Raw genomic sequence first — 23,032 nt, 5'->3', positions numbered from 1 at the left:
AGCTCCTAATAAAAATATTTGGTTTACGTCTTTATTGGTAAATACAGAGACGTATTTGAGAGAGTGATTTTATTTACGCTTTTAATAGCACTTTACCGTTTTTACTCGCTTGTAGTTTTCCATTGACTGCTTTGATGATGTCGGCCAAATCAAATACCGCTTCGACAGGCAGTTTTAAGTTACCACTGGTACCACGTTCGACCAACTCATCGATTAGACGTTGTTTGTTCTCTACACTCATTTCTTGACTGATCTTGCTACCCCAAAATCCTTTGAGAGTCGCTTGTTTAAATATGATGTGGGTTGGGTCTAGTACCATCGGTTTTCCTGACATAATGCCAAACGATGCAAAGGTGCCACCATGGCCCAACAGTGAGAGCAAGTCATTACTGGATTCACCGCCGATCGAGTCCACCGCAGCACTGATTTTGTCATCACCAAGGATTTTACGGACTTGGTCTTTCCAGGCCTCATCTGAGGAGTTAATGTTGTTTTTAATACCTAGCGATTCTAATTCTTTTACCGCGTCGCTACTTCTCACGACATTGATGGTATTGATATCACGCGCCGCTGCTAGCATAGCGAGTGATTTTCCGACTGCACCATTAGCAGCGTTATGGATGACCCACTGTCCACTTTGTAAATCTAAAAATTCAATCAGCATCAGAGCGCTGAGCGGCATAGCAATCAGCTGTGCTGCCATCTCGTCTTTTAGCTCATCAGGCACAGAAAATATCATGTGTTCAGGCGCGACGAAATACTCCGCCCATGTCGCCTGTACGCTTGCGGCAGCCACACGTTGCCCAACTTTTAGGTCTTTGACGTCACTACCCACGGCATCGATAATCCCAACCGCTTCGCTACCGCCTATCGCTGGTAGCTCAGGTTTGAAACCATATTGCCCACGGATAGTCAGTAGATCATGGTTATGGATAGATGAGAGTATCGTTTTGACTCGGACTTCATTTGCCTGCGGCTCTGGAATGGGGCTGTCATTTAGACTCAGTACATCAGAGGGTTTGCCAAAATTGTTATAGATAGCACTGCGCATAATCATTTCCTTTGCTTATTTATGGTTTTGTGGTTTTATAAGTATGCTAAGAGTATGAATAACTGACTATAAACATCATGTTATTAAGCAAGGTTATCCACCAATGTAATTTTTATTTTAGTAGAAACGATACCATGATAATGATGCTGATAGGTTATCGACTCACAAAGTCACTATACTTAAAAAATACTTAAAAAAACCACTATACTTAAAAATAGACTGGTCGTCTAGATATCGGATACATTTGCGCTAACGGGATTTCATTATAGAAAGCTTGGCTTACATCAGTAGTGTTTTTTGTATTACTTAAGCCGTGTCATCAATTAGCACATTGATGCAATTTATGGTCTTAAAATGGCTAAATTTTCGCTAAAGGGTGTCAAAATCCTCGTCAATATATTCATATTCACTGCGAATTTTTCCTTGTTTAGCATCAATTTATTTCATTTTAATGCTCATAATCTGATTGATGACACGCCCTAATAAAACTCAATACGACTAAGAATATGCTCCTGCACGACATAGGCACAGGCATAAGCGCTTGGCCAAGCAAACATAAAGGCCAGTCCCCACGAATGCATCAGCTCCATAAAGAAGCCATCGATAAAGCCTTGTTTTACCACCAACAATGCTGTCGAAATAATGAACGACATCATTGTCGCCATGATACCCGTGAAGATAAGTCGATAGTATTTTCGCCGTGTACGTATCCTAATGATGGGAAGTTTTGCCATAGTTTTGAGTTGTCCTGCATGATGCCACCGGCATGCATGAATGATATAAGCGTATATTTTATAAGATAAATAGTGATGATTATGAGTATTATAGTTCAATGTCATATCGAGTACAGATTTTATAAGTAGTACTTGCTAAGAAGCTAAGCCGCAAGGCAAAAAACAAGGCGTAAGTAAGAAGGTACAGCTGTCGTAGTTCGATGGTTCGCTAACGATATATTAATAGGGAGTTTTTGATGGCATTACGACGTACAGGGCTAGCAACCTTACTCACTTTATCGATGGTCGGTTGTACAACACCCAATAGTTTTACTATTGCCACCACTCAAAAAATTATCCAACACGAACGCAATAAAGCAGACCTCAGTACCAAGATGTTTACACTGGAATCTGGTGAAACGCTCACGTATGCCGAAAGCAATGCTACCCATGATACCAGTACTATTAATGCTACTGATGCGGAGCCTTTGTTATTGATTCATGGCTTTGGTGGTAATAAAGATAATTTCACTCGTATCGCTGATCAGTTGGCAGACTATCACCTTATTATTCCAGATTTGCTAGGATTTGGCGATTCGAGTAAGCCTGAAACCGCAGACTATCGCGCGGATGCTCAAGCGCAGCGCCTGCACGAATTGATGCAAGCCAAAGGTTTGGCATCCAATATTCATGTCGGCGGTAATTCGATGGGCGGCGCCATTAGTGTGGCGTATGCGGCAAAGTATCCAGACGATGTCAAAAGCCTATGGCTCATCGACAGCGCAGGGTTTTGGTCAGCTGGTGTTTCTGAATCATTAAAAAACGCCACTATTAAGAACAACCCACTGCTGGTCAATAAGACGGAAGATATCTATAAGATGTACGACTTTGTGATGTATAAGCCACCTTATTTACCCAAAACTGTGCAAGCGGTGTTTGCGCAAGAGCGTATCGCTAATCAGGTACTTGAGTCCAAAATACTAGAGCAGATCGTCACAGACAATGTCGAGGAGCGTGCCAAAATCATTGCGAACTATAAGATTCCGACGCTTATCGTTTGGGGTGAGTAGGACCAAGTCATCAAGCCTGAAACGACCGCGCTGATCAAAGAGCTCATTCCGCAGTCGACGGTTATTATGATGCCAGAGGTCGGTCACGTACCCATGATAGAGTCGGTAAAAGACACCGCCAAGGATTATAAAAAATTTCGCGCAACGTTAAAAGATGAGTAATTTTATAAATCCTTTACCAATCGCTCAAGCAGCTCAAGCGTGCTTTCTTTTTTGACCAGAGCCACCCCTTGTCCTGCCCATAGAGATAGATGTTCTGCATCCATATTCTGAGATGCATGAGCTCGCATAAATTTGGTCATGGCATTTAATTGTGGATAGGGCGGTAGCGTATCAGCGCTTTCAAATTCAGCAAAATCACGTAGATAGTCGTTTAATAAACCACGAGCGAGCTTACCTGAGAACAGACGAGTCAATCGCGTTTCTGAGCTGCGCTTATCTTGACTGGCATCAATTAACGCTTGTTTATAAATATCATTGATACCGCATTTGTTAGTGGTCAAAAACGCTGTCCCTATTTGTGCCAGCTCAGCACCAGCCATCTGAACCGCTTTGATAGCTTGCCCGTTCATGATGCCACCCGCTGCAATCAGTGGAATGTCGGTACAGGCGCGCGTTTGGCTAATTAGCGTCAATAGCCCCAATGGATCGCTCTCACTTTGCGGCAACCAACCACCGCGATGTCCGCCAGCTTCGACCCCTTGTACACATACCGCATCTGCACCAATATCTGCCCATGCCTTCGCTTCTAACGGGTGATTGGCGGTGCCGATGACGAGTGTACCTAGATTTTTCAGATGCTGGACTTGCTCTGCACTGATAATGCCAAAGGTAAAACTGGCGACAGGCACAGGGTTGTCATAGAGCACTTGCAGCTGCTCTGAGAAGTTCTGAGCAGGGCATTCAGGTAGTGTAAATTCGATAGTATTGTCCTGATAATACTTACTTAGCCAAGCAGGGAGCTCGGTATCAATGGTCGTATATTCCTGATTGGAGAGCACCATCAGGTTGATCATAAAAGGTCGGTCGGTGAGCGATTTGATGGTATCAATTTGGCCGGTTAAAACATCTGGTGCTGTCATACCAGATCCTAATGAGCCCAGTCCGCCAAAGTTACTCACCGTCGCCGCCAGTTCAGGCGTGGTTGCACCTGCCATTGGTGCTTGGACGATAGGGTAGGAGAGGTTCAGGGTATCAAGTAAGCTCATGACTGGCTGCCTTTTAGTAGAGTGTTTGCATGAGCCACTTTAACAAAGCTGAATATCGTCTGTGTTAGATAGTGTGTATTTAGTTAGAAAATAGGGAGGTGGGTTTTTGGCTACAGTTTTGTATAGTCAAATCCATATAAATCCGCTACATCGTCATCCTCGCTGACCGTACTAATGTATAGCTTGCACTCGGTTTCCTTGTATCGAAATTATTTGAATTCAACTATAGTTAGAATATTTGATTATAAAAATGTAGGCAATCAATGAACAGTGAGATTTAATAAAATATTTTATCCATTTTCTCCTTAACTTTATGAAATTCATATTCATCTAAAATAATACTAGATTTAATAAACTCAAGTATAACCGAAAAATATTTTTTATCAGTTTTAAAAAAGTTTGTTACAGAGGTCTCAGTATCTCCACGGGATGTGTATAAATTTAGCAATGCCATAATAATTTGATTGAATAACGAGTTGAGAGCATGTCTATAATCGTCAGGTCTGTTTTTATCAAACAACGGGCCAGTTAGAGTATCGCTAGTAAGGTCAGATACCCACTCTGCACTACTACTCTCTAATTTGATATCTATTTGCTGATGATTATACTTTATAATAAATCCTATGATTGCAAGAACACATAACCTACCATTTTTAGCTATATTAGATGGCTTCTCACTCAAGTTCGATGACTTTACAAACTCATCGTAATAGTTTGCCAACTGTAGTAAATCTACAATAGTGTCTTTATCATGAGTACGTTTGAAAATGCTGTTGTAAGTCCCACGATCAGAAAAAATCTTTTTCTTATTACTTCGAGCTGTTCCAGGACGTTGTAGCAAAACACTAAGTATTAATTGTCCTAATGAATCGTTTTTTATTTTCTGCCAACTTTGAAGATTTCTTTTTCTTAAAATACCTTCACCACGTTTAATTTCGAGATATATTTTAGGGTCTTGGGCCTTTAACTCTAGCTGTAAATTCCTTTGTTCAGGATAATTGGATTTTAAGTCTCTATCTGAGATAGGTTTTTGCGAGTTTGATGCCTCAGCAATTTCAGAAATAAAAACATTAAAATAATCTTCTCCCCCATGATCTGGTTTAACAATTTTGCAAGATATAGGGAAGTCTAAATCTTCATTTGAACCTTTATAAGAACCCAGTATAGTAGTAGTTTGGCACCCATTAATTATTGAAAAATCTTCTAGTTTAATGTTATCACCATCTAAGTGAAAATCTTTGCAACCAATGATAATCCCATTGTTTAAAAACCAGAATTTATCTCTTTTTTTCTTAAGAGAACTATTAATTTGATCATCGATTTTTTTATTTCTGACAAAATATCTAAAATTTTGTTCAAATAAGCCTTCGTCTCTATATTTATCATAAAGCTTTCTAACTGAAAGAGCTGATATATTAACTAATAAACCATTTTCTCCATTTTTTATAAACCCATGGTCTTTATATATATCTACTCTTCCTTCTCGGACATATCTTTGTCCATTTTCAAAATTTTTAATTTGTTGTTCGACTTCATTTTTGTAAAATATAGATAATTCAAAGTCTTCGAGTTCTTCTATTTTTTTGAGATGCAAAGATATCTCATCTCGATACTCTTCAGATTTGTTGGTATTGATAAATAACACTAACTCTATAGAAAAATTCTCATCTTCGACTGCATCATCATACTTTTCACGATATATACGTCTCAAGTTTTTATTATATGAGCCTACCTTATCATTTCTGAAGTCTTTTACAGTTTGAGCCATCTTAGTAAAGATATCTTTTATCTCATCTTTTGAGTTAAAGTTTTTAACATTCTTGGATTGAATTAATACTAAGCTTTTGTAAATATCACCTTCATTCACGGCTATAAGGTCGACTCCACCATCGTTTGCACCGTCAGTATATGAGTTCTTAAAGTCAGTGATATCAAATCTACCTTCATTATAGAAATACTTGTAGCATATAGTGCCGAATAAAAGTTCATCAGATAAAGTAATATCTATTTTGTTCTTTGAGGCAAATAACTCTTCTCTAGTTATATCTATATATTGTTGCACTATATCACTCATAGTTTATCGACCTTATATTCAATATCAGAGTTTACTAAACAATATGAACATACAATATTTGTCGATAAATAACAACGAAATTGTTCATAAGATAAAAGTTGGTTTTCTTAAGGTATTAAGAAAACCAACATATTTATTGACTGATTTTGTTTACTGTTTAATTCAACTGCAAAGACCCTTTTGCATTCATCAGCAGCTCAACCACATCATCACCGCTAATCACTTCAAAACGCTTATCAATATCTGACTCTTCCACGCCGTTGTGTTTCATGCAAGCACCGCAGACCAATACTTGACCGCCTTTTTCGATAAAGGCTTCTAGCAATTCACCAGCAGGTTCAAACGGTGCACCAATACTCACATCAGCCAAAGCGTTGGGCAGTGCCAAATGTACCGCATCCACCATCAGTATCACTGAGGCAGAATGGCCTTTTTTCAGTGCCACACCTGCCATAGTAAAGGCGACAGTGATCTTGTTTGGATTTGATTCACTATTATCAAATAACGTGCCGACATAATCAGTAGTATTCATTGCGTGATGCTCCTAGTAAGGTATTTGTTTTTTTTGATACGCTTACTAGTATCCTAGCAGTTATTATGTTTTTTTGTATAATGTATTGTTATCAAACAGTATCGTTCTTTTTACGCTGTCGTCACAAGGCGTCTGTTTACAGAGATATGCGTGAGTTTTAGACATTTTAAGCGATAGGCGGCCATGGGCGGTCGGCATCACTCTCTATCCATTCGGCCACATAACCGGTCGGAGGCATCGTCCAATCAGACTGTCCTAATACTGCCAGTACTTGTGCCGGGTCGATCACTTTGCCACCCTTGGTCACACCCGTACGCAGTAGCCCAGAGGAGCAGGGTTTACCTTTCACCCACATCGATTGCTCGATATAGATCCAGCGCGCATCGATACCGACGATTTTGGTCTTTAGCGTGACTTTTTGAAAGGCGCGAATACGCTTACGATATTGGATGGTGCTGCCCGCGATCACCAACCCCCAACGTTGTTTTAACAGCTGCTTGCCAAGTCCAGTACGTACCGCAAAATCCATACGTCCCAAATCATACAGCGTAAATACGCGGCCGTTATTCATCTCCAAAAAATTATCGATATCAGATAAGCGGCAGCGAAACTGAATCTCACTGGTGTCTTTAAAAGTTAATGTATCGCCTTTTTTCGTTTTTAGGGCGGCACGAGCGATGGTGCTGGCATAACGGATAAATGGGTACATAGCGCACTCTCAAAAGGGTTAAAAGATAACATTATTGTTTTATCATTGATGACAATGATTATTTATTGTCAGAGCCTATATCCTGAGAAGGTTCGCTAATAGAAGCCACACCAATCCAATTGAAATAAGCGCTGACGGTTTCGGGTATCCAATTGATATCGAATTTTGAAGTTTTAGACTCTTTACCTTCGGTGACAGACGATTTATTTTTGGCCTGATTATTGTCTGAACGATAACGCAGATAACCGATATGACCACCGTGCGGAGTGTCCAAAATAGTCACACTATCTGAGACATCGTTTGGCGTCGCAGTGAAACCGATAAACGGATCGTCTTTAGCGCTAATGAGTAGTAGTGGCTGGGTAACGTTTCTTAGATATGGTAGAGCGGAGGCCGTATGATAATAGTCGTTCTTAGAGCGATAACCATGACGCGGCGCGGTAAAAATATCATCAAAATCACTGATGCGATTGGATGATTTGATAGCGTCGATTTCGTCTTTGCTCAAGTCATTGGCGAGTGCTTTTTTGATAATTGGATTAAGCAAATACGGCGTATAGATACGATGACTCAAAAAGCTGTGCATGGTAATGGCCGCTGACGACATATCGACGGGAGCAGAGATGACCGCAGCGCCTTTGCAGATGGCTTCGTCACCATACTCGCCCATGTACTTCGCTAGTGCATTACCACCGAGTGACACGCCAACCGCATAGATATTGGCATACTGCTCGCGCAAATTCTGTAGCGCGTGATGTACCTCATCTGTATCACCAGCATTATAAAATACGGTACCGCTGGCAGGAATACCGCCACAACTACGGAAATGGGCGACGACAAAGTGCCAGCCTTGGGCATGCATTTGATACGCCAACGCACGAGCATAATGACTGTCACTACTGCCTTCCATTCCATGAAATAGTACGATTAACGGTGTCTGTTCAAGCTCACCAGCTGTCGATTCTGTTACAGGGTGCGCATCATAAAAGTCGTAGGCAATATCACTCTCGTCCAATGAGTCTTTTTCGACCACGCGCCGATAGGTCGGAGCTTTGGGTGCAAAGAATTTGGGCAAGATGCTTTGTAGATGTGGATTGGTCAGCCAAAATGGCGGTTTAAAAGGCGCTGGAGAGAAAGGTTTGGTCGAGTTGGATGCTGACATAAATGGCTCTTATTTAATTATTGTTAAAAAGCAATGTCTTATCATACCGAGGCTAATGTTTAAAACCAATAATTTTGAGTGAACGCATGGTTACTCAGGGTCAGCTACTGAGTATCAGTCAGTCAAATACGTATCGCTTAATGCGTGTCTTCAAACTATTTCTCCAACACCCGCCCATTCATCGCCAATCGTTCTTTCAAGCTATTAATATCTGCCTCAGCAAGGGTCACAGTCAGGGTGACTTGTTTACTGTAAGCGACATCGTCGATGCGACCGCTCAGGCTATCGACGACGTAACGGCATTGCGCTTCGGTGGCAAACTCTGCCACTATCTGCACTTTCGCCATTGGTACATAAGCGTTCAAGGTCATCTGATCGACTGCTGCTTGTGCCGATCCTGCATAAGCACGGGTGAGACCACCTGCACCCAGTTTAATACCACCAAAATAACGCACCACGATGATAATCACATTGCCGATAGATTTGTGCTGCAACACATTTAGTATCGGACGTCCAGCCGTACCGCTTGGTTCGCCATCGTCATCGAAGCCTGCACTAGTGGTATTATTTGGATCGCCAATGATATAAGCCCAGCAGTGGTGACGCGCATCGGGATATTTGTCGCGTAGTTGTTCCACGTGAAACATTGCGTCTTCGCGTGTAGCTACTGGATAAGCATAGGCAATAAACTCGGATTTTTTGATTTCTAAGCGAGCAGTGACGGCACGTTTTAACGTTTGATAACTCATATTTCATCAGGTCTATAGGTTGGATATGGTAAACTTGTCTAACTTTCACTGTTGTCCGTATTTGGCGCAGTGTTTATTTAATTTTTATTATAGTACCATTTCTTACCCGTCAAGATAGTGAGCAAGCTTAGTATGACCGCTTGCATTGCTGCTACTGAGGTAGAGTAGGTATCATAAAACGGATGGTAGTAAATAGTATGCGTCTAGATAAATTTATTAGCAAAGCCACTGAGCTGTCACGCAAAGAATCCAAAAAAATCATGCATGCTGGTGAAGTGATGGTAAATGAGCAGGTCGTCAAAGATCCTGGCTTGCATGTCGATATCATCAATGACGAAGTGATGTGGGGCGGTGAGCCGTTATCAGTCGCAACTGGCAGTCGTTATATCTTACTTTATAAGCCTGAAGGGTTTGAATGTACGCTAAAGGCCAAAGAATACCCAATCGTCACTGAGCTCATCGCTGTGCCAGAGCTTGGTAGCTTGCGTATCGCAGGACGTCTCGATGTCGATACTACTGGTGCGCTACTAATCAGTGATGACGGTGGCTGGCTACATCGTGTGACTAGCCCTAAGCATGAACATGCCAAGGTTTATGAGCTGACTTTGGCTGAGGCAATGGACAGCGATGCTCAGGCCCATGCAATCAAAAAAGTCGCGGAAGGTATTTTATTAGAAGGTGATCACGAGCCAACCAAACCGGCTACTCTTGAGTTCATTGATGAAAAACATGCACGCCTGACGCTAGAGCAGGGCAAATACCATCAAGTAAAACGTATGATGGGTTACTTTGGCAATAGAGTCACGGAATTGCACCGCGCCAGTATCGGTCACATCAATCTAGAAGGCCTAGAAAAAGGCGATAGCCGTTTCTTAACGCCAGAAGAAGTCGCTAAGTTTTAAGAGACTGTTAAATTTTAAAAAGCTGCTTTATCTCGCTTTCATATAATTTAACCTTCAAATAACACATAGCATTTGTCTAAAATGAGCAGCCACTAAACAGTGTGCTGCTTTTTTTCTCTTATTTTTAGGGCAGGATGTGTTGCCTATCTCTTAAAGCTAGGTAGCAATTTTGCAAAACCAAGCTTTTAAGGCTTTGTAAGGGATGTGCTTGTGCTAAAGTCTTACTATCTCTTTAATCTATATTTTTACATAATATATAATCAAATCCATATAAGTCCGCTACATCGTCATCCTCGCTGACCATACTAATGTATCGCTTGCACTCGATTTCCTTGTATCGAAATTATTTGAACTCAACTATAGTCGTTACTAGTCCAATACCACGTGGCGGCCATAAACTACCTTTTTTATTAAAACTGTCATTATGACCAATTCGATAGGACTGTCTCTGTGAAATTATTCGCCTTAAAATCTGCTGGTCTCATTAGTACTGTACTATTGGCAACCACAGCCTGCGCTCAGCCCAGTACACCTGATGCCACCAGTAATAATGTGAGCCAAAACGCTCAAAGCGCCCAAAATATGAGTTCCCAAAACACAACTGCTACAGGCACACAAGCAGATGGAAGTGTCAGTCAGTCTGTTGACAATCGCTTGCGCCAATTACTGACTCAGGCAGGTATCAAAACGCAAATTACCTCTATTGTGCCGTCCAACTTACCCAATATGTATCAAGTCAATTTGGCAGGACAGTTGCCATTGCACATTACTGAAGACGGTAAGTACGTCATCCAAGGCGAGCTACAAAAGAACCCGAGCAAGCGTGTCGTGACCGAAGCGCCTGCTCGTAGTACGAGCGCGCAACTGGGCCAGCCGGTCAGTGCTAGCACTAAATCAAACATATTGGCCAATATGTCTGCGCTCAAAAACATGAGCGCCAAAACACCGTTCTTTTATACCGCCGTGCCGGGTGTGATTTGGGGTGCGACGTTAGAAGGCGTGCCTTTCTTATTATCAGATGATGCACAGTACATCACCGATGGCGAGATATCGGTCATCGAAAACGGTCAGTTTGTGGGGCTTGATGAAGAGTTCGAAGCACTGAAGAACCAGTCTGTGTTTGCGACACTGGATAAGAGCCAAATCATTACCTATCCGGCAACCAGTAAAGAACGTGCTGTCATTTATGTGGCTGACGATGTGAATTGTCCATACTGCCGCCGCCTGCATCAGCAAGTACCAATGCTCAATGCGAAAGGTGTCACCGTCAACGTGATTGGTTATCCGATATACGAAGCATCACCTGAGCAGATGCGTGGTATCTGGTGTCAGGGCAGTGAAGACGAGCGCCGTAAAGCTTTTGATAAAGCCATGCTAGCGGGTCAGATGACACCTGCACCAGCGAGCTGTAGTACAGATCATGTGACCCCTAACCGCGAAAAAGCAGCTGGACTGGCCGTCATAGCCACGCCTGCTATCTACCGCGAGGATGGCGTGCTCTACCAAGCCAGCTTTGAGAGCCCTGAATTCTTAGAGTTCTTAGGCGTAGAGTAAGTTGCCCCATACTGCGTTACCAGTCTTGCTCAGGTATTAATATTATTTTTGACTGCGCCTTGTCTGGAACATAGCTTTGACAGACTAGTAGCTATATAAAACATACTTACTTCTGATAAAGAATGATTACTGCGGGGTCAGGTGCTGTGCGAGCTGCTCAATATGCTCGGTACCAATGCCACAGCAACCACCGATAATGCTTGCACCAGAGCCTTGCCAAAGCTTAGCCCAAGTCAGATAATGCTCAGGAGTTGTATCCTCACGTATCTGGCGCAGTTGTGCGTTTGCCTGTTTGTGGCTTTGTTTTGATACAAAGGCATTGGCATATACACCCAGCTGCATGGGTGACCCTGCTTCATCGATCATAGCCTTTGCGACTTGTAGTGCAGAGGCCATGACCTCGGGTTGGCTACAGTTAAATAATACTGCATTAACATTCAACGCCATCATAGCCTGTATGGCCTCTGCCACTGATTCGCCAGAACGCAGTGTAGGCAGTACAGGTGGACTAATGGCTTGGTCAGCTTCGGCAGTGTTATCAGTAGTGACATCTAGTGGTAGTTGACTGTCATCTAATGTAAATGCGATCCAAATGGGTTTAGACAGGGTATCTGTTTTTGCCATGAGTTCTTTTTTGGTTGCTGTGAAACCCTCAATCAGCTGATGCCATGTTTGCGCTTCCACGATACTACTTTGCGTCTCTACCAACCACATATCCGCATAGTTTGCTTGCGCTGATAATAGTGGCCGCGCAATAGCGGGCGCTTGCTCAGCATCGAATAAATCTGGTCGATAAGAGCCAAATAACGGTGGTAAACAGCCAGCGACTTTCACATTTTTTGGACTGTTAAGGCTTTTATCTGTCTGTGAATTATTGGCTTGTACGGCCTCAAAGGCGAGTTTTGCCGCTGTTTCTATAAGTGCTTCGCCTTCAGTAAAAAACGCATCTCCTAAATGATAAGGGGTAACGGCATAACTATTAACAGTGATGACAGTTGCACCAGATTTTATGTAGTCCAAATGGATATCACGCACACTATCTGGAGCTAGGCTCAATGATAGCGCTGACCATTCAGGTTGGCGAAAAGGCGCACCGCGCTGTTCAAGCTCACGGCCCATCCCGCCATCTAGTATCGTCATAGGTGCTGATGTAGCAGGCTCTGGGGCAGTAGACGAATGATGAGTCTGGTTGGGTAGTTCTTGCGGTGTTGTTTTAGTTTGCATCATAAATTCACTTATAAAATAGCTTAATAGTTCCAAGTCCTCAGTTTTAAACTCTTCTATTTAAAAAATAGACACAGCATTTTGTTTGCTATAGCCATGCTATCTGCTATGGCTGTATTGTGTATTACGGCAGCACGATGTCCACGATTTTCCAATCAATGAGACCATCACGTTGCATCTCTATAGTCAGTGGATACCCTTTAACTTGTCCGCTAACAGTGAAGCAGTTGATACCACAGTAGCTTAGCTTAGGTTTGTCACTATCAGAGCCTTGCGCCACTTGCTGTTCTAGTTCAGCGGCTTGTTTTTCCATCACTTGCTGCATTTGGGTTTTGATCACAGCGTCTATATCACCGCGCTGGGCGATCAGGTTCTGAATCAAGCTTTGGAGGTTGACTTGATTGCTAGCGATAGCCCAAGCTGCCGCTAGCTCTTTAGTAGCCGTGTTGGCTTGACCTTGAGTGCTAATGACCTTTTCGATATTCTCTGAGGTAATCGCACCATCGACTGCCTTGACGATAAAATCATCGGCGGCCTTAGTCAGAGCCTCACCGCCTAATTGAGAGACGAGAGGGTATTGAGTCATTGTCTGAGTAAACTGGTTGGTCAATTGGTTTTGGATGCTAGGTTTGACTTGATCATAGTCAATCGCTGCTGCAATCGTCGCACCGTCGTTGGCATCATAAGCATTTTTGAGCTGATAGGCACTATAATAAGGCGAACCTGCATAGATAGTTACTGCGATGAGGAGTAATAAAACAATCAGCTTCTTCATAAAAATCGATACCTTGTCGCAAACTTAGTAATTTGGATAGTTATTAATATAAAAGACCAAAAACTTGGACGATAAATATTAGCATGGCTTAACGTTATTGAGGTATGAAAAGCTTTGTTCATTCCTTAATAAAACCTTTTTGTAATGACGAAATATTCCTAAGCGATACTTTCCATCGCTAAAAGCTTGATAAATCACTATGCCATCTCCATAAATAGCGCAAACTTTTAATAATTGATTTGGCTAAGCAGTAATCCGCCGTATCTACCTGTAGGATTCACATCATTATCATCTATCCTTTCTGATTGTTCATTGTGTTTCATGTGAAACCTTTATGAATAACTGTGAGTGATACTAAGTGGTGATGGTTGATTGAGGCTGATGAATCGACTGGCCGGTGGACTGTAAAGACGATAGGAGAGCCCATGAGCAAGCGTGATTTTTATGAAGTGTTAGGTGTCAGCAAAACTGCTGATAGCAAGGAAATTAAGCGAGCTTACCGTAAGCTGGCCATGAAATACCATCCAGACCGTAACTCTGACGACCCTGATGCAGAAGATAAATTTAAAGAAGCGTCAATGGCTTATGAGGTATTGAGTGACGCAGAAAAGCGCTCAGCCTATGATCGTATGGGTCACTCAGCCTTTGAAAATGGTATGGGCGGTGGCGGCGGCTTCGGTGGTGCAGGCGGTAATTTCCAAGATATCTTTGGCGATATCTTTGGTAACTTTGGCGATATCTTTGGTCAGCAGCGTGGTGGTGGCGGTGGTGGACGTTCGCGCCGTGGTTCAGACCTACGTTATGTCATTGAATTGACGCTAGAAGAAGCGGTGCGTGGCTGCAAAAAAGAAATCAGCTTCACGGCTCCTGCGCCTTGTGACACTTGTGATGGCAAAGGCGCAAAAAATGCCTCTGACATTGTGACTTGTCCAACGTGTAACGGCCAAGGTCAAGTTCGTATGCAGCAAGGCTTCTTTGCGGTTCAGCAAGCTTGCCCGCATTGTGGCGGCACAGGTAAGCAGATCAAAAACCCTTGTCCTGATTGCCATGGTAATGGCGTCAAAGACAAATCACGTACGCTAGAAGTTTCTATTCCAGCTGGTGTCGATGATGGTGATCGCGTTCGTCTCGCAGGTGAAGGCGAAGCGGGCGGCGCTGGTGTTCAAAACGGCGACCTATATGTTGAAGTTCGTGTCAAAGCGCATAATGTCTTTACCCGTCAAGGTGCTGATCTGTATATGGATGTGCCCGTTAGTATTACCGATGCTGCATTGGGTAAAGAGGTTGAAATTCCAACACTAGATGGCAAAGTGAAGCTGAAGGTTGCAGAAGGTACGCAAAGTGGTAAGTTGCTGCGTGTACGCGGTAAAGGTGTGACTCCAGTACGTACAACGATGAAAGGTGATTTGATTTGCCGTGTTATCATTGAGACGCCAGTGAATCTAACGGGTGAACAAAAAGACCTATTACGTCAATTCCAAGATACCTTGGATGGTGATAGTAAGCATCAACAGTCGCCACATAAAAAATCATTCTTCAAAAAAATTGGCGAGTTGTTTGACTGATACGGCTGACTAATTGGTCATAGCCAAAAAAAGTATCAGTTAAAAAGTTATCTAAACCAGCCCCAAGGTTTCACATGAAACTTTGGGGCTTTTTATCAACTGTATGTTATCAGCTGTATAAAAAACCACTCAGGTAGTGATATTTGCTAAACTGACCATAAATAATATGTAACAGCTGTTTCACTAAAAATAAAATATTCAGGATAAAAATATGAGTTCACAAATAACAGAACAAACCATCAATGTTGGTGTCATCGGTGCTGGTGGTCGTATGGGTCGTATGCTTATCGAAGCGGTACAACAAAACCCAAAAACCACTTTAAATGCAGCGATTGAGCGTCAAGGATCAAGTCTTGTCGGTGCTGACGCTGGTGAAGTTGCTGCTATAGGCTGCTTAGATGTACAAATTGTTGATGATTTAACAGCCGTCGTGAACGATATTGATGTGCTGATTGATTTCAGCTTGCCTGATGCCACCGAACAAAACATGCAGGTTTGTGCCGAGCATAATGTCGCGATGGTTATCGGTACGACAGGTTTCAATGCACAGCAAGAGCAAGTACTGGCTACAGCGAGTGAAAAAATTGCGATCGTTTATGCTGGCAACTATTCAACTGGCGTGAATTTATCACTAAAACTACTGGGCATGGCAGCCAAAGCATTTGGTGATGACGCCGATGTAGAAGTGATCGAAGCGCATCATAAGCACAAAATTGATGCCCCATCAGGTACGGCTTATATGATGGCAGAAGCCGTCGCAGAAGCTCGTGGACAGAACCTAAAAGACGTCGCCATTTATGGCCGTGAAGGACAAACAGGTGAACGTGAAGCAGGTACGATTGGTATCCATGCGATTCGTGGTGGCGAAATCATCGGTGACCATACCGTGATGTTTATCGCTGATGGTGAAGTGGTTGAAATCACCCATCGTGCCCGTGCGCGTATGACCTTTGCTGCTGGTGCAGTGCGTGCAGCTACTTGGATTATCGAGCAAAAAGTAGGGCAGTATGATATGCAGGATGTGTTAGGTTTAAATGATTAAGGCTTAAATGGTAAGTGCTGGGATGATTAATTTTTCAGCCTCTCTTGATTACATCTTAATAAATGATGAGTCGCTGCTATAGTCGATCCACTATAAAATAAATACAGCGATACTGGGTGCATTTTGCGTAGCCTCTGTCTGCGCAGGCATAGCAAGCAAGGAAAATGTATACCAGTATCGCATGGTTACATTTGTATCTGTTTTATTTAGGACTGACTATAGGAGATAGACATGGATACGTTTAGACAAAATTTAATAAAGGTGGTTAGTAGAGCTTTTATGGCCAGTAAAAACATTGGCTATGTGGGCCATACGCTCTTAGCGACTAGTCTGGTAGCCTTACCTGTCGTGGTACAAGCAGCGACTTATGACACCTATGTCATTCATACTTATGGCGGTGACACATTACTACCTGCGGTGCGTCAGCAGTTAAACAGCAGCCGTGATGGCGGCACAGTCACAACGTATCAAGACAAATTAGTATTGAATACCACAGCAGCTAATTATCAAGCAGTACAACAGCTCTTGACTCAAATTGATGGTCAACCACAAGCCTTAACCGTCTCAGTGCGCGTTGGCAATAATAGCAGCACACAGAGTAGTATCCAGCAAGGTCAGGTTATTATGACTAATCGCGGTGTCCAAGGGTCAGGTATCATTAACCAAAGTAACCGTCAGCAGCAGGGCAGTAATTCATATCAAGTACAAACCTTATCTGGTAGTGCGGCAAGTATCAGCACTGGCACGCTCTATTCACTGACTCAGAGTTATCGTGCTAATCGCTATAATATAAGGCCGCAGATTACTATCCAGCAGCAAGTATTGCTACCAACGACACAGGGAATTACGGTAACACCAAGACTGCTACCCACAGGTCAAGTCGAGGTGCAACTATCCCAAGTAGAGGAAAGCCTAGCGCGATCCAATTCGCCTTATAATCGCAGCAGTTCTGTTAATCATGCCATTCAAGGCCAACGTTTGAATAGTACGATTATCGTGTCTCGCGGGCAGTGGGTAACTATCGGAAAAATCTCTCAAAGCAGTCAAAACCAAAGTAGCAGCTATGGTGGTAATCAGACAACTAACAGTAATAACAATGTGCCTATTTCACTATTAGTACAGTAGCCAAGCAGCTATCAATCCAGTTTTTGGACAAATACGAAAAAGCGCGTCACTACGATAAACAGTGCCGCGCTTTTTCTATTTCTATTAACGAGTAATGATTCAAAGCTAATCAATATAAACGACTTCGAGTGGTGGAAAACCGTTAAATTCAACCGATGAGTAAGAGTTGGTATAAGCCCCAGTGGTTAGCCAATAGATTTTATCACCAATCTCAAGCTCTTCTGGTAATTGATAACCTGCTTCTTCGTACATGATATCAGTTGAGTCACAGGTAGGACCTGCCAACACAACCGTTCCTTCACTGGTAGAGGTTTCCATCTTAGGCGTATAAACAGGGTACTTAATGGCTTCACCCAGTGTCTCGATCAATCCTTGGAATAAACCAACGTCTGTATATACCCAACGAGTCAGGTCAGTATTGGATTTTCGGGAGATCAGTACCACATCACTAACCAATACCCCTGAGCCTCCAACCAATGAACGACCAGGCTCTAAAATAATTTCTGGCATCTCATCTTCATTGTAGTCATCAGTCAAATAGCGGGTAATCTCTTCGGCATAGACTTTGATAGGATTGACTTCGCTAATGTAGTTGGTTGGGAATCCACCGCCCAAATTAATCATTTGCAGCTTGATACCTTCTTCGTTCTTCATCCAGTCAGATATGTATTTGACCTTAGCCAAAGCATCATCCCACGCAGCGACGTCTTTTTGCTGGCTACCGACATGAAACGAGATGCCATAAGGAACCAAGCCCAAATCACGTGCTTGAATCAATAGCTCGATGGCCATATTCGGGTGACAGCCAAACTTACGTGATAGCGGCCATTCTGCAGTATCTGAGCCCTGAACTAAGATACGAACGAATATCTTAGCGCCTGGCGCCTGTTTTGCAATATTTTTTAGATCTGCTTCTGAGTCGGTTGCATACAGATCAATCCCTTTTTCAAAGGCATATTTCACGTGTTCAGCTTTTTTGATGGTATTGCCATAAGAAATACGAGATGGCTCGACACCGCAATTTAGCACGCGATCAAGCTCGTAAATAGAAGCACAATCAAAGTTTGAACCAAGGTTTGCCAGTAGATCAATCACTTCCACAGCAGGGCTAGCTTTCATAGCATAATGCAGTTTTGCATTAGGAAATAAGCTTACCATTTCATGGTATTTAGTCTTGATACGACTGAGATCCACCACCAAAAAAGGCGTCTCGCGACCTTCAGCCGCTTTGGTAAATTTCTGCCAACTGGCAGGGTTAAAGTACTGGTCAATTTTGATCATGGTCATGTTAAGGAACCTTTAATAGAAACAGCCTTTGCTAGAGGCTAATAGCCAGACTAATGGTATCGTCATCGAGCAGCTAATGATTCTGAGTATATATGACTATCAGCTGACACGATAAGTCATTAAGAACTGGTGGGCTGAGGCTGCTTATTGGCTGCTTCTTCATGGTTTTTTTCGCGTATTTTGATAACTTTACGTACTTTATCGCGCGCACGGGTCTGCTTTAAACGTGATAGATAATCGACGAATATAACCCCATTTAGATGATCCATTTCATGTTGGATACATACTGCAAGTAGGCCTTCTACTTCTTCGTCAATCTTGTCACCGTTTTCATCTAGCGCTTCGATACGTACTTTGGTAGGACGCTCAACCTTGTCATAGACATCAGGCACTGATAAGCAACCTTCTTCATACGGCTGTTTTTCTTCTACTAGCGGTGTCACTTTTGGGTTAATAAAAACTCTCGGACTGTCTTTCTCTTCAGATAAATCCATCACGATAAGTTGAATGTGGCGATCTACCTGACTGGCTGCCAGACCAATGCCTTGAGCATCGTACATCGTCTCAGTCATGTCAGCGATTAAGGTTTTTATTTCAGCTGTCACTTCCTTTACAGGCTTGGCAATTGTGCGCAGGCGTGGGTCTGGATAATTCAATATAGGGAGTAATGCCATAACGCTTACCTCAATGATAAGGATAAAATAGGGTTGGTATTATAAGATAAATGGGGGCAAAAGTAATGTTTATCAATACTTTCCCGTAACTATCGATTTTTATTATTTTAAAAATGTAGGGCGCATTTCTATAGTTGAGGTAAGTAAAAAGGCCTCGCAATTAGCGAGACCTTCTTCTTATATCACTACTTCATAACCGTCAATGCTACGTTCAGTTATACGCCACGTTTATTGGTAATCATCTCATAGGAAAACAGTAATATGATGGCACCAATCACTGAGAATATCAGACCAGTAAAGCCACCGTCAGCGTTGATACCGACTAGTCGGGCAAGGAAACCACCAACTAATGCGCCGACGATACCTAAGACAATAGTCATAATCCAGCCCATAGAGTCATTACCTGGCTTGATAGCACGTGCCAACAGACCTGCGACCAAACCTACAATAATCATCCAAATAAAGCTCATGTTATTCTCCTAATTTATTATCATTTATAATGTATAACGAACTCTGATGAAGTTATTGTATGCACTGCATAGAAGTAAAGGTAAGCACGAAATGTTACCAGTGTATGAGCTATGTGAGGAAAACTGCCAATTTGCTAATATTAAGACAGGATAGGTAAATGAAAGGTTACAAAGGTAGCAAAGTCGCAAATACTGACCGCGATGCATACTGATTAATCACCGGTACAGGTAGGCTGTTTGATAATAAAAAAGCGTGGCTCGTTGATCACGATGCCACGCTTTAATGTAGATGCTTGTGATAAGTGGACAGTAAATCTGCTATTTGTCACCTAATGCTGTTAATAGACGTTGATGGATTCCTTCAAAGCCACCATTAGACATAATGACAATCGCATCACCTGCTTGAGCATGCGTGCTGATATGTTCGATGATATCATCAGTGCTAGTCAGTACTTGCTGGTTGCTGATATTAGGATTGGTCACATTGGCTTGCTCGATGACGTCTTTTAAGCCCCATTCTAGACCAGTAGGCTCATACCATAGCGTGTGATCAGCAAGGGCAGCAGATTCAGCTAGGCTGTCTTGGTGAATACCCATTTTCATCGTGTTACTACGTGGCTCGATGATGGCCCAAATCCGTCTATCAGCCAGTTTCTTTTTGGCACCATCTAAAGTCGTGGTAATGGCAGTCGGATGGTGTGCAAAATCATCGAAAACTAAGATGTCATTCACATCACCGATTAACTCCATGCGACGTTTGATACCAGCAAATGCGGATAATGCCTCACAAGCCGTGGCAATACTAACACCAACATCATAAGCAGCTGCCACAGCAACTAGAGCGTTATTAACGTTATGGATGCCACTCATTGCCCAATTAACAGTGCCGATAGCGTCATTATCTGCACCAAAGCTCACTTTAAATTGACTACCGTCTTCGCTAATAAGTTCAGCGTGCCAATCGCTATCATTTCCGAGGTTGTCAGCTGCGTTCTTGTCAATCACTGACGTGCGCCAAACAGGCGTCCAAACTCCTTTTGCTAGAGTGTCCTCTAAACTGCTGGTAGCTGATGGCATGATGATTTGTCCAGTACTTGGAATCATACGTATCATGTGATGAAACTGAGTCTGAATGGCATTGAGATCAGCGAAGATATCGGCATGATCAAATTCAAGGTTGTTTAAGATAGCTGTGCGCGGGCGATAATGAACGAATTTTGAACGCTTATCAAAAAAGGCAGAGTCGTATTCGTCCGCTTCAATGACGAAATATCCTCTCTTTGCGTTGTCATTGCTGCTTGCTTCTGCACCCAAATAGCTACTATGCGCGAAGACCTGCTGTAGGTGCTCGTCAGTGGTATCGACTAATGGTACACCACCAATCAAAAACCCAGTATCGATACCAGCATAGTGCAATATCCACGCAAGCATTGTCGTTGTCGTCGTCTTACCATGAGTACCAGCAACGGCTATCACGTGGCGAGATTGTAAGACTTGCTCTGATAAAAACTGTGGACCTGAGGTATAACGCAGTCCTGTGTCTAGCATATACTCAACCACATCCATACCGCGCTTCATCGCGTTACCAACGACGACCAAATCTGGCGCTGGCTGTAAGTGTTCTATCAAATAACCCTCTTCGATAGTCACGCCTGCATTTTGGAGTTGGGTGGACATAGGGGGATAAACATTGGCATCGGAGCCAGTGACGGTATGTCCAAGCTCTCGCGCCAGTAGGGCTAGCGAGCCCATAAAAGTACCACAAATACCAAGAATATGAATATGCATAGACGTTCCGTACGAGCTTAAATTAAGAGAATAGAATAAAGCGTTATCTGTGAGTCTAGCCGCAATACATGGCTGCTCATGATAGAACCGACCCACATGATTATGGTCATGTTAACGACCTTTTGTCGCAGAAATAGCAAACGGTTGTCAAAATATCAACGCGGTGAACAGTCACTCATTGTAAAGTAAAGCCCATTAGATGACCAATAAAAAACGCCTTAAAGGTAGGCGTTGTTTGCTACGGTACTTGGTGTCTTAGTTTTTTATCTGAGACTACTTATATCTAACTCGCTGTGTGTTTTTTATTTACGTGACAAGGTATAGTCATTATTAGGGCTTTTGTCTTTGTTCATTAAGATAAGATGATTGTCTTGAATACGATACGTCTCAATATTTTTGTCTTCGTAGACAATCGTAATATTATTATTATCTTGACGATAAATACCAGACTCAAAAAGTGGTGTATGCGGTGTGTCAGGGTTGTTATAAATACTGGTTTTTAGCACTGAACCATCAGCAAATAGGTTTAGTGTGATATCGACACTGTCACAAGAAGTGCAAGGCACCATGCCTCCGTAGTCGCCCATTAGTGTGGCTTGTAGGATATTACTATGTGTGTCATTGGTCGTTCGTGACCCAGAGGTAAGTGCCTCGTTTCTCGGCTGAGCTGCCGCAATCAATGACTGTCCTTCTACTGCTTCATTAGACTGGTCATCAACACTAGATAAACGATCGTCATTATCTTGCAAGTTATTTTTGGCATTCTCTGAGTTAGAAGGTACGGTGCTATCAACAGGTGTGACTTGCGTTGCCAAGTCCTTATGATCATTGGGTTCAGCGTTGTCACAGCCAATAAGAACGACACAGATAGGGAGCGCTAGCAAAGACCGACCATAGCGTTTTATGACAGTCAATGTGGTAGAGCCAATAGGCGCAAAGTACATCATGGTCACACCAAAAAACAGTTTGTACATAGGGTTTTTAAAGATTGTCCATGCTATCGATAATGTCATTTTATTGTCAAAAACGACAGATAATAGAAGGCATAAGTGTCAAAATCATTCAGTCTATAAGAGATAGCGCTGGTTACTTTAATTCTGTTGAATAATATTGGTCGTATTGATTAACCGAAACAGCAAATAAGCAGTGTCAAGATAGCAAAGATTGAGGATATCTCTGTAGAATTTTTGTTATGGCGGTTTTATACAAAAGAGGGGGTATAAGGTACTGGAGATTTGATGAATTAGAAAAGTTATACCAATCCCAAAAAATACGATTAGCGGTGTCAAACTTGTTTAGTCTACAGTGAGTAGTACTTGCACTTGTTTTCCTTGCTACTCTAATTTTTGTGCATGGTA

The 23,032-nt window shown here is 42.5% G+C and carries 21 protein-coding genes; 6 read left to right on the top strand and 15 right to left on the bottom strand.

Features of this window, described 5'->3' with window-relative positions; translation table 11 throughout:
• Positions 1-73: 73 nt before the first annotated feature.
• Together ACT3SX_RS02145 and ACT3SX_RS02140 are read right to left on the bottom strand one after the other, a co-directional pair.
• Entirely contained in the window at positions 74-1,051 is a 978-nt protein-coding gene (locus ACT3SX_RS02145) for a zinc-binding dehydrogenase (protein WP_192992272.1), read from the bottom strand.
• 479 nt (positions 1,052-1,530) lie between these two features.
• Positions 1,531-1,785 (bottom strand): DUF2798 domain-containing protein, encoded by a 255-nt coding sequence (locus ACT3SX_RS02140; RefSeq protein ID WP_192518485.1) that lies wholly within the window; start codon positions 1,783-1,785, stop codon positions 1,531-1,533.
• Between the two features lie 236 nt (positions 1,786-2,021).
• Between ACT3SX_RS02140 and ACT3SX_RS02135 the strand changes: the two genes are divergently transcribed.
• Positions 2,022-2,834, top strand: coding sequence for an alpha/beta hydrolase (locus tag ACT3SX_RS02135; protein WP_226945123.1), 813 nt, complete (start codon positions 2,022-2,024; stop codon positions 2,832-2,834).
• Between the two features lie 164 nt (positions 2,835-2,998).
• Here the strand turns inward: ACT3SX_RS02135 and ACT3SX_RS02130 are convergent, their stop codons facing one another.
• The 6 genes from ACT3SX_RS02130 to ACT3SX_RS02105 all read right to left on the bottom strand — a co-directional run bounded on the left by ACT3SX_RS02130 (position 2,999) and on the right by ACT3SX_RS02105 (position 9,268).
• The gene (locus ACT3SX_RS02130) at positions 2,999-4,042 is read right to left on the bottom strand and encodes an NAD(P)H-dependent flavin oxidoreductase (RefSeq protein WP_192518486.1); all 1,044 of its coding nucleotides are present in this window, start codon (positions 4,040-4,042) and stop codon (positions 2,999-3,001) included.
• 277 nt (positions 4,043-4,319) lie between these two features.
• A complete protein-coding gene (locus ACT3SX_RS02125; protein ID WP_192518487.1) occupies positions 4,320-6,116 on the bottom strand; it encodes an AIPR family protein in 1,797 nt (598 codons plus the stop codon).
• Positions 6,117-6,273: 157 nt separating this feature from the next.
• On the bottom strand, positions 6,274-6,648 hold the full coding sequence (locus ACT3SX_RS02120) for a DsrE family protein (protein ID WP_192518488.1): 375 nt from the start codon (positions 6,646-6,648) through the stop codon (positions 6,274-6,276).
• A 166-nt stretch (positions 6,649-6,814) separates the two neighbouring features.
• On the bottom strand, positions 6,815-7,357 hold the full coding sequence (locus tag ACT3SX_RS02115) for an acyl-CoA thioesterase (RefSeq protein ID WP_192518489.1): 543 nt from the start codon (positions 7,355-7,357) through the stop codon (positions 6,815-6,817).
• A 58-nt stretch (positions 7,358-7,415) separates the two neighbouring features.
• On the bottom strand, positions 7,416-8,519 hold the full coding sequence (locus ACT3SX_RS02110) for a YheT family hydrolase (protein WP_192518490.1): 1,104 nt from the start codon (positions 8,517-8,519) through the stop codon (positions 7,416-7,418).
• Between the two features lie 155 nt (positions 8,520-8,674).
• Positions 8,675-9,268 (bottom strand): YigZ family protein, encoded by a 594-nt coding sequence (locus ACT3SX_RS02105; RefSeq protein ID WP_192518491.1) that lies wholly within the window; start codon positions 9,266-9,268, stop codon positions 8,675-8,677.
• A 197-nt stretch (positions 9,269-9,465) separates the two neighbouring features.
• Between ACT3SX_RS02105 and ACT3SX_RS02100 the strand changes: the two genes are divergently transcribed.
• Positions 9,466-10,170, top strand: coding sequence for a pseudouridine synthase (locus tag ACT3SX_RS02100; protein ID WP_192518492.1), 705 nt, complete (start codon positions 9,466-9,468; stop codon positions 10,168-10,170).
• A 450-nt stretch (positions 10,171-10,620) separates the two neighbouring features.
• Entirely contained in the window at positions 10,621-11,724 is a 1,104-nt protein-coding gene (locus ACT3SX_RS02095; RefSeq protein WP_192518493.1) for a disulfide isomerase DsbC N-terminal domain-containing protein, read from the top strand.
• 126 nt (positions 11,725-11,850) lie between these two features.
• On the opposite strand, the gene ACT3SX_RS02090 is transcribed toward ACT3SX_RS02095, so the two are convergent.
• Entirely contained in the window at positions 11,851-12,951 is a 1,101-nt protein-coding gene (locus ACT3SX_RS02090) for a homocysteine S-methyltransferase family protein (protein ID WP_413038427.1), read from the bottom strand.
• Positions 12,952-13,072: 121 nt separating this feature from the next.
• The gene (locus ACT3SX_RS02085) at positions 13,073-13,723 is read right to left on the bottom strand and encodes a DUF2939 domain-containing protein (RefSeq protein ID WP_192518494.1); all 651 of its coding nucleotides are present in this window, start codon (positions 13,721-13,723) and stop codon (positions 13,073-13,075) included.
• A gap of 425 nt (positions 13,724-14,148) precedes the next feature.
• On the opposite strand from ACT3SX_RS02085, the gene dnaJ reads away from it, so the two are divergent.
• The 3 genes from dnaJ to ACT3SX_RS02070 all read left to right on the top strand — a co-directional run bounded on the left by dnaJ (position 14,149) and on the right by ACT3SX_RS02070 (position 17,455).
• The gene (dnaJ, locus tag ACT3SX_RS02080) at positions 14,149-15,288 is read left to right on the top strand and encodes a molecular chaperone DnaJ (RefSeq protein ID WP_192518495.1); all 1,140 of its coding nucleotides are present in this window, start codon (positions 14,149-14,151) and stop codon (positions 15,286-15,288) included.
• Between the two features lie 211 nt (positions 15,289-15,499).
• Entirely contained in the window at positions 15,500-16,330 is an 831-nt protein-coding gene (gene dapB / locus ACT3SX_RS02075) for a 4-hydroxy-tetrahydrodipicolinate reductase (protein ID WP_192518496.1), read from the top strand.
• A 231-nt stretch (positions 16,331-16,561) separates the two neighbouring features.
• A complete protein-coding gene (locus tag ACT3SX_RS02070) occupies positions 16,562-17,455 on the top strand; it encodes a hypothetical protein (protein WP_192518497.1) in 894 nt (297 codons plus the stop codon).
• A gap of 105 nt (positions 17,456-17,560) precedes the next feature.
• On the opposite strand, the gene ACT3SX_RS02065 is transcribed toward ACT3SX_RS02070, so the two are convergent.
• From ACT3SX_RS02065 to ACT3SX_RS02045, 5 genes are all read right to left on the bottom strand, one after another.
• Entirely contained in the window at positions 17,561-18,736 is a 1,176-nt protein-coding gene (locus tag ACT3SX_RS02065; RefSeq protein WP_192518518.1) for a type III PLP-dependent enzyme, read from the bottom strand.
• 125 nt (positions 18,737-18,861) lie between these two features.
• The gene (gene def, locus ACT3SX_RS02060; protein ID WP_192518498.1) at positions 18,862-19,416 is read right to left on the bottom strand and encodes a peptide deformylase; all 555 of its coding nucleotides are present in this window, start codon (positions 19,414-19,416) and stop codon (positions 18,862-18,864) included.
• Positions 19,417-19,631: 215 nt separating this feature from the next.
• Complete coding sequence (locus ACT3SX_RS02055; protein WP_442069584.1) at positions 19,632-19,886, bottom strand: GlsB/YeaQ/YmgE family stress response membrane protein; 255 nt, start codon at positions 19,884-19,886, stop codon at positions 19,632-19,634.
• Between the two features lie 318 nt (positions 19,887-20,204).
• Positions 20,205-21,674 carry a UDP-N-acetylmuramate:L-alanyl-gamma-D-glutamyl-meso-diaminopimelate ligase gene (gene mpl, locus ACT3SX_RS02050; protein WP_192518500.1) on the bottom strand — a complete coding sequence of 490 codons (1,470 nt, stop codon included), beginning with the start codon at positions 21,672-21,674 and terminating at the stop codon, positions 20,205-20,207.
• 302 nt (positions 21,675-21,976) lie between these two features.
• Entirely contained in the window at positions 21,977-22,687 is a 711-nt protein-coding gene (locus tag ACT3SX_RS02045; RefSeq protein WP_225739080.1) for a copper resistance protein NlpE N-terminal domain-containing protein, read from the bottom strand.
• Positions 22,688-23,032: the final 345 nt, after the last annotated feature.

The organism is Psychrobacter sp. AOP31-B2-9, assembly GCF_052378005.1.
GTDB lineage: Bacteria > Pseudomonadota > Gammaproteobacteria > Pseudomonadales > Moraxellaceae > Psychrobacter.
The sequence above is the reverse complement of the archived record's forward strand: the minus strand, read 5'-3'. Positions and strand labels throughout refer to the sequence as shown.

Coding starts and splice junctions, on each gene's coding strand:
- mpl (WP_192518500.1), bottom strand. CDS start 21,674: ATGCATATTCATATTCTTGGTATTTGTGGTACTTTTATGGGCTCGCTA.
- ACT3SX_RS02130 (WP_192518486.1), bottom strand. CDS start 4,042: ATGAGCTTACTTGATACCCTGAACCTCTCCTACCCTATCGTCCAAGCA.
- ACT3SX_RS02085 (WP_192518494.1), bottom strand. CDS start 13,723: ATGAAGAAGCTGATTGTTTTATTACTCCTCATCGCAGTAACTATCTAT.
- ACT3SX_RS02145 (WP_192992272.1), bottom strand. CDS start 1,051: ATGCGCAGTGCTATCTATAACAATTTTGGCAAACCCTCTGATGTACTG.
- ACT3SX_RS02100 (WP_192518492.1), top strand. CDS start 9,466: ATGCGTCTAGATAAATTTATTAGCAAAGCCACTGAGCTGTCACGCAAA.
- ACT3SX_RS02115 (WP_192518489.1), bottom strand. CDS start 7,357: ATGTACCCATTTATCCGTTATGCCAGCACCATCGCTCGTGCCGCCCTA.
- ACT3SX_RS02110 (WP_192518490.1), bottom strand. CDS start 8,519: ATGTCAGCATCCAACTCGACCAAACCTTTCTCTCCAGCGCCTTTTAAA.
- ACT3SX_RS02105 (WP_192518491.1), bottom strand. CDS start 9,268: ATGAGTTATCAAACGTTAAAACGTGCCGTCACTGCTCGCTTAGAAATC.
- ACT3SX_RS02045 (WP_225739080.1), bottom strand. CDS start 22,687: ATGACATTATCGATAGCATGGACAATCTTTAAAAACCCTATGTACAAA.
- ACT3SX_RS02055 (WP_442069584.1), bottom strand. CDS start 19,886: ATGAGCTTTATTTGGATGATTATTGTAGGTTTGGTCGCAGGTCTGTTG.
- ACT3SX_RS02125 (WP_192518487.1), bottom strand. CDS start 6,116: ATGAGTGATATAGTGCAACAATATATAGATATAACTAGAGAAGAGTTA.
- ACT3SX_RS02120 (WP_192518488.1), bottom strand. CDS start 6,648: ATGAATACTACTGATTATGTCGGCACGTTATTTGATAATAGTGAATCA.
- dapB (WP_192518496.1), top strand. CDS start 15,500: ATGAGTTCACAAATAACAGAACAAACCATCAATGTTGGTGTCATCGGT.
- ACT3SX_RS02070 (WP_192518497.1), top strand. CDS start 16,562: ATGGATACGTTTAGACAAAATTTAATAAAGGTGGTTAGTAGAGCTTTT.
- ACT3SX_RS02090 (WP_413038427.1), bottom strand. CDS start 12,951: ATGATGCAAACTAAAACAACACCGCAAGAACTACCCAACCAGACTCAT.
- ACT3SX_RS02140 (WP_192518485.1), bottom strand. CDS start 1,785: ATGGCAAAACTTCCCATCATTAGGATACGTACACGGCGAAAATACTAT.
- dnaJ (WP_192518495.1), top strand. CDS start 14,149: ATGAGCAAGCGTGATTTTTATGAAGTGTTAGGTGTCAGCAAAACTGCT.
- ACT3SX_RS02065 (WP_192518518.1), bottom strand. CDS start 18,736: ATGATCAAAATTGACCAGTACTTTAACCCTGCCAGTTGGCAGAAATTT.
- ACT3SX_RS02135 (WP_226945123.1), top strand. CDS start 2,022: ATGGCATTACGACGTACAGGGCTAGCAACCTTACTCACTTTATCGATG.
- def (WP_192518498.1), bottom strand. CDS start 19,416: ATGGCATTACTCCCTATATTGAATTATCCAGACCCACGCCTGCGCACA.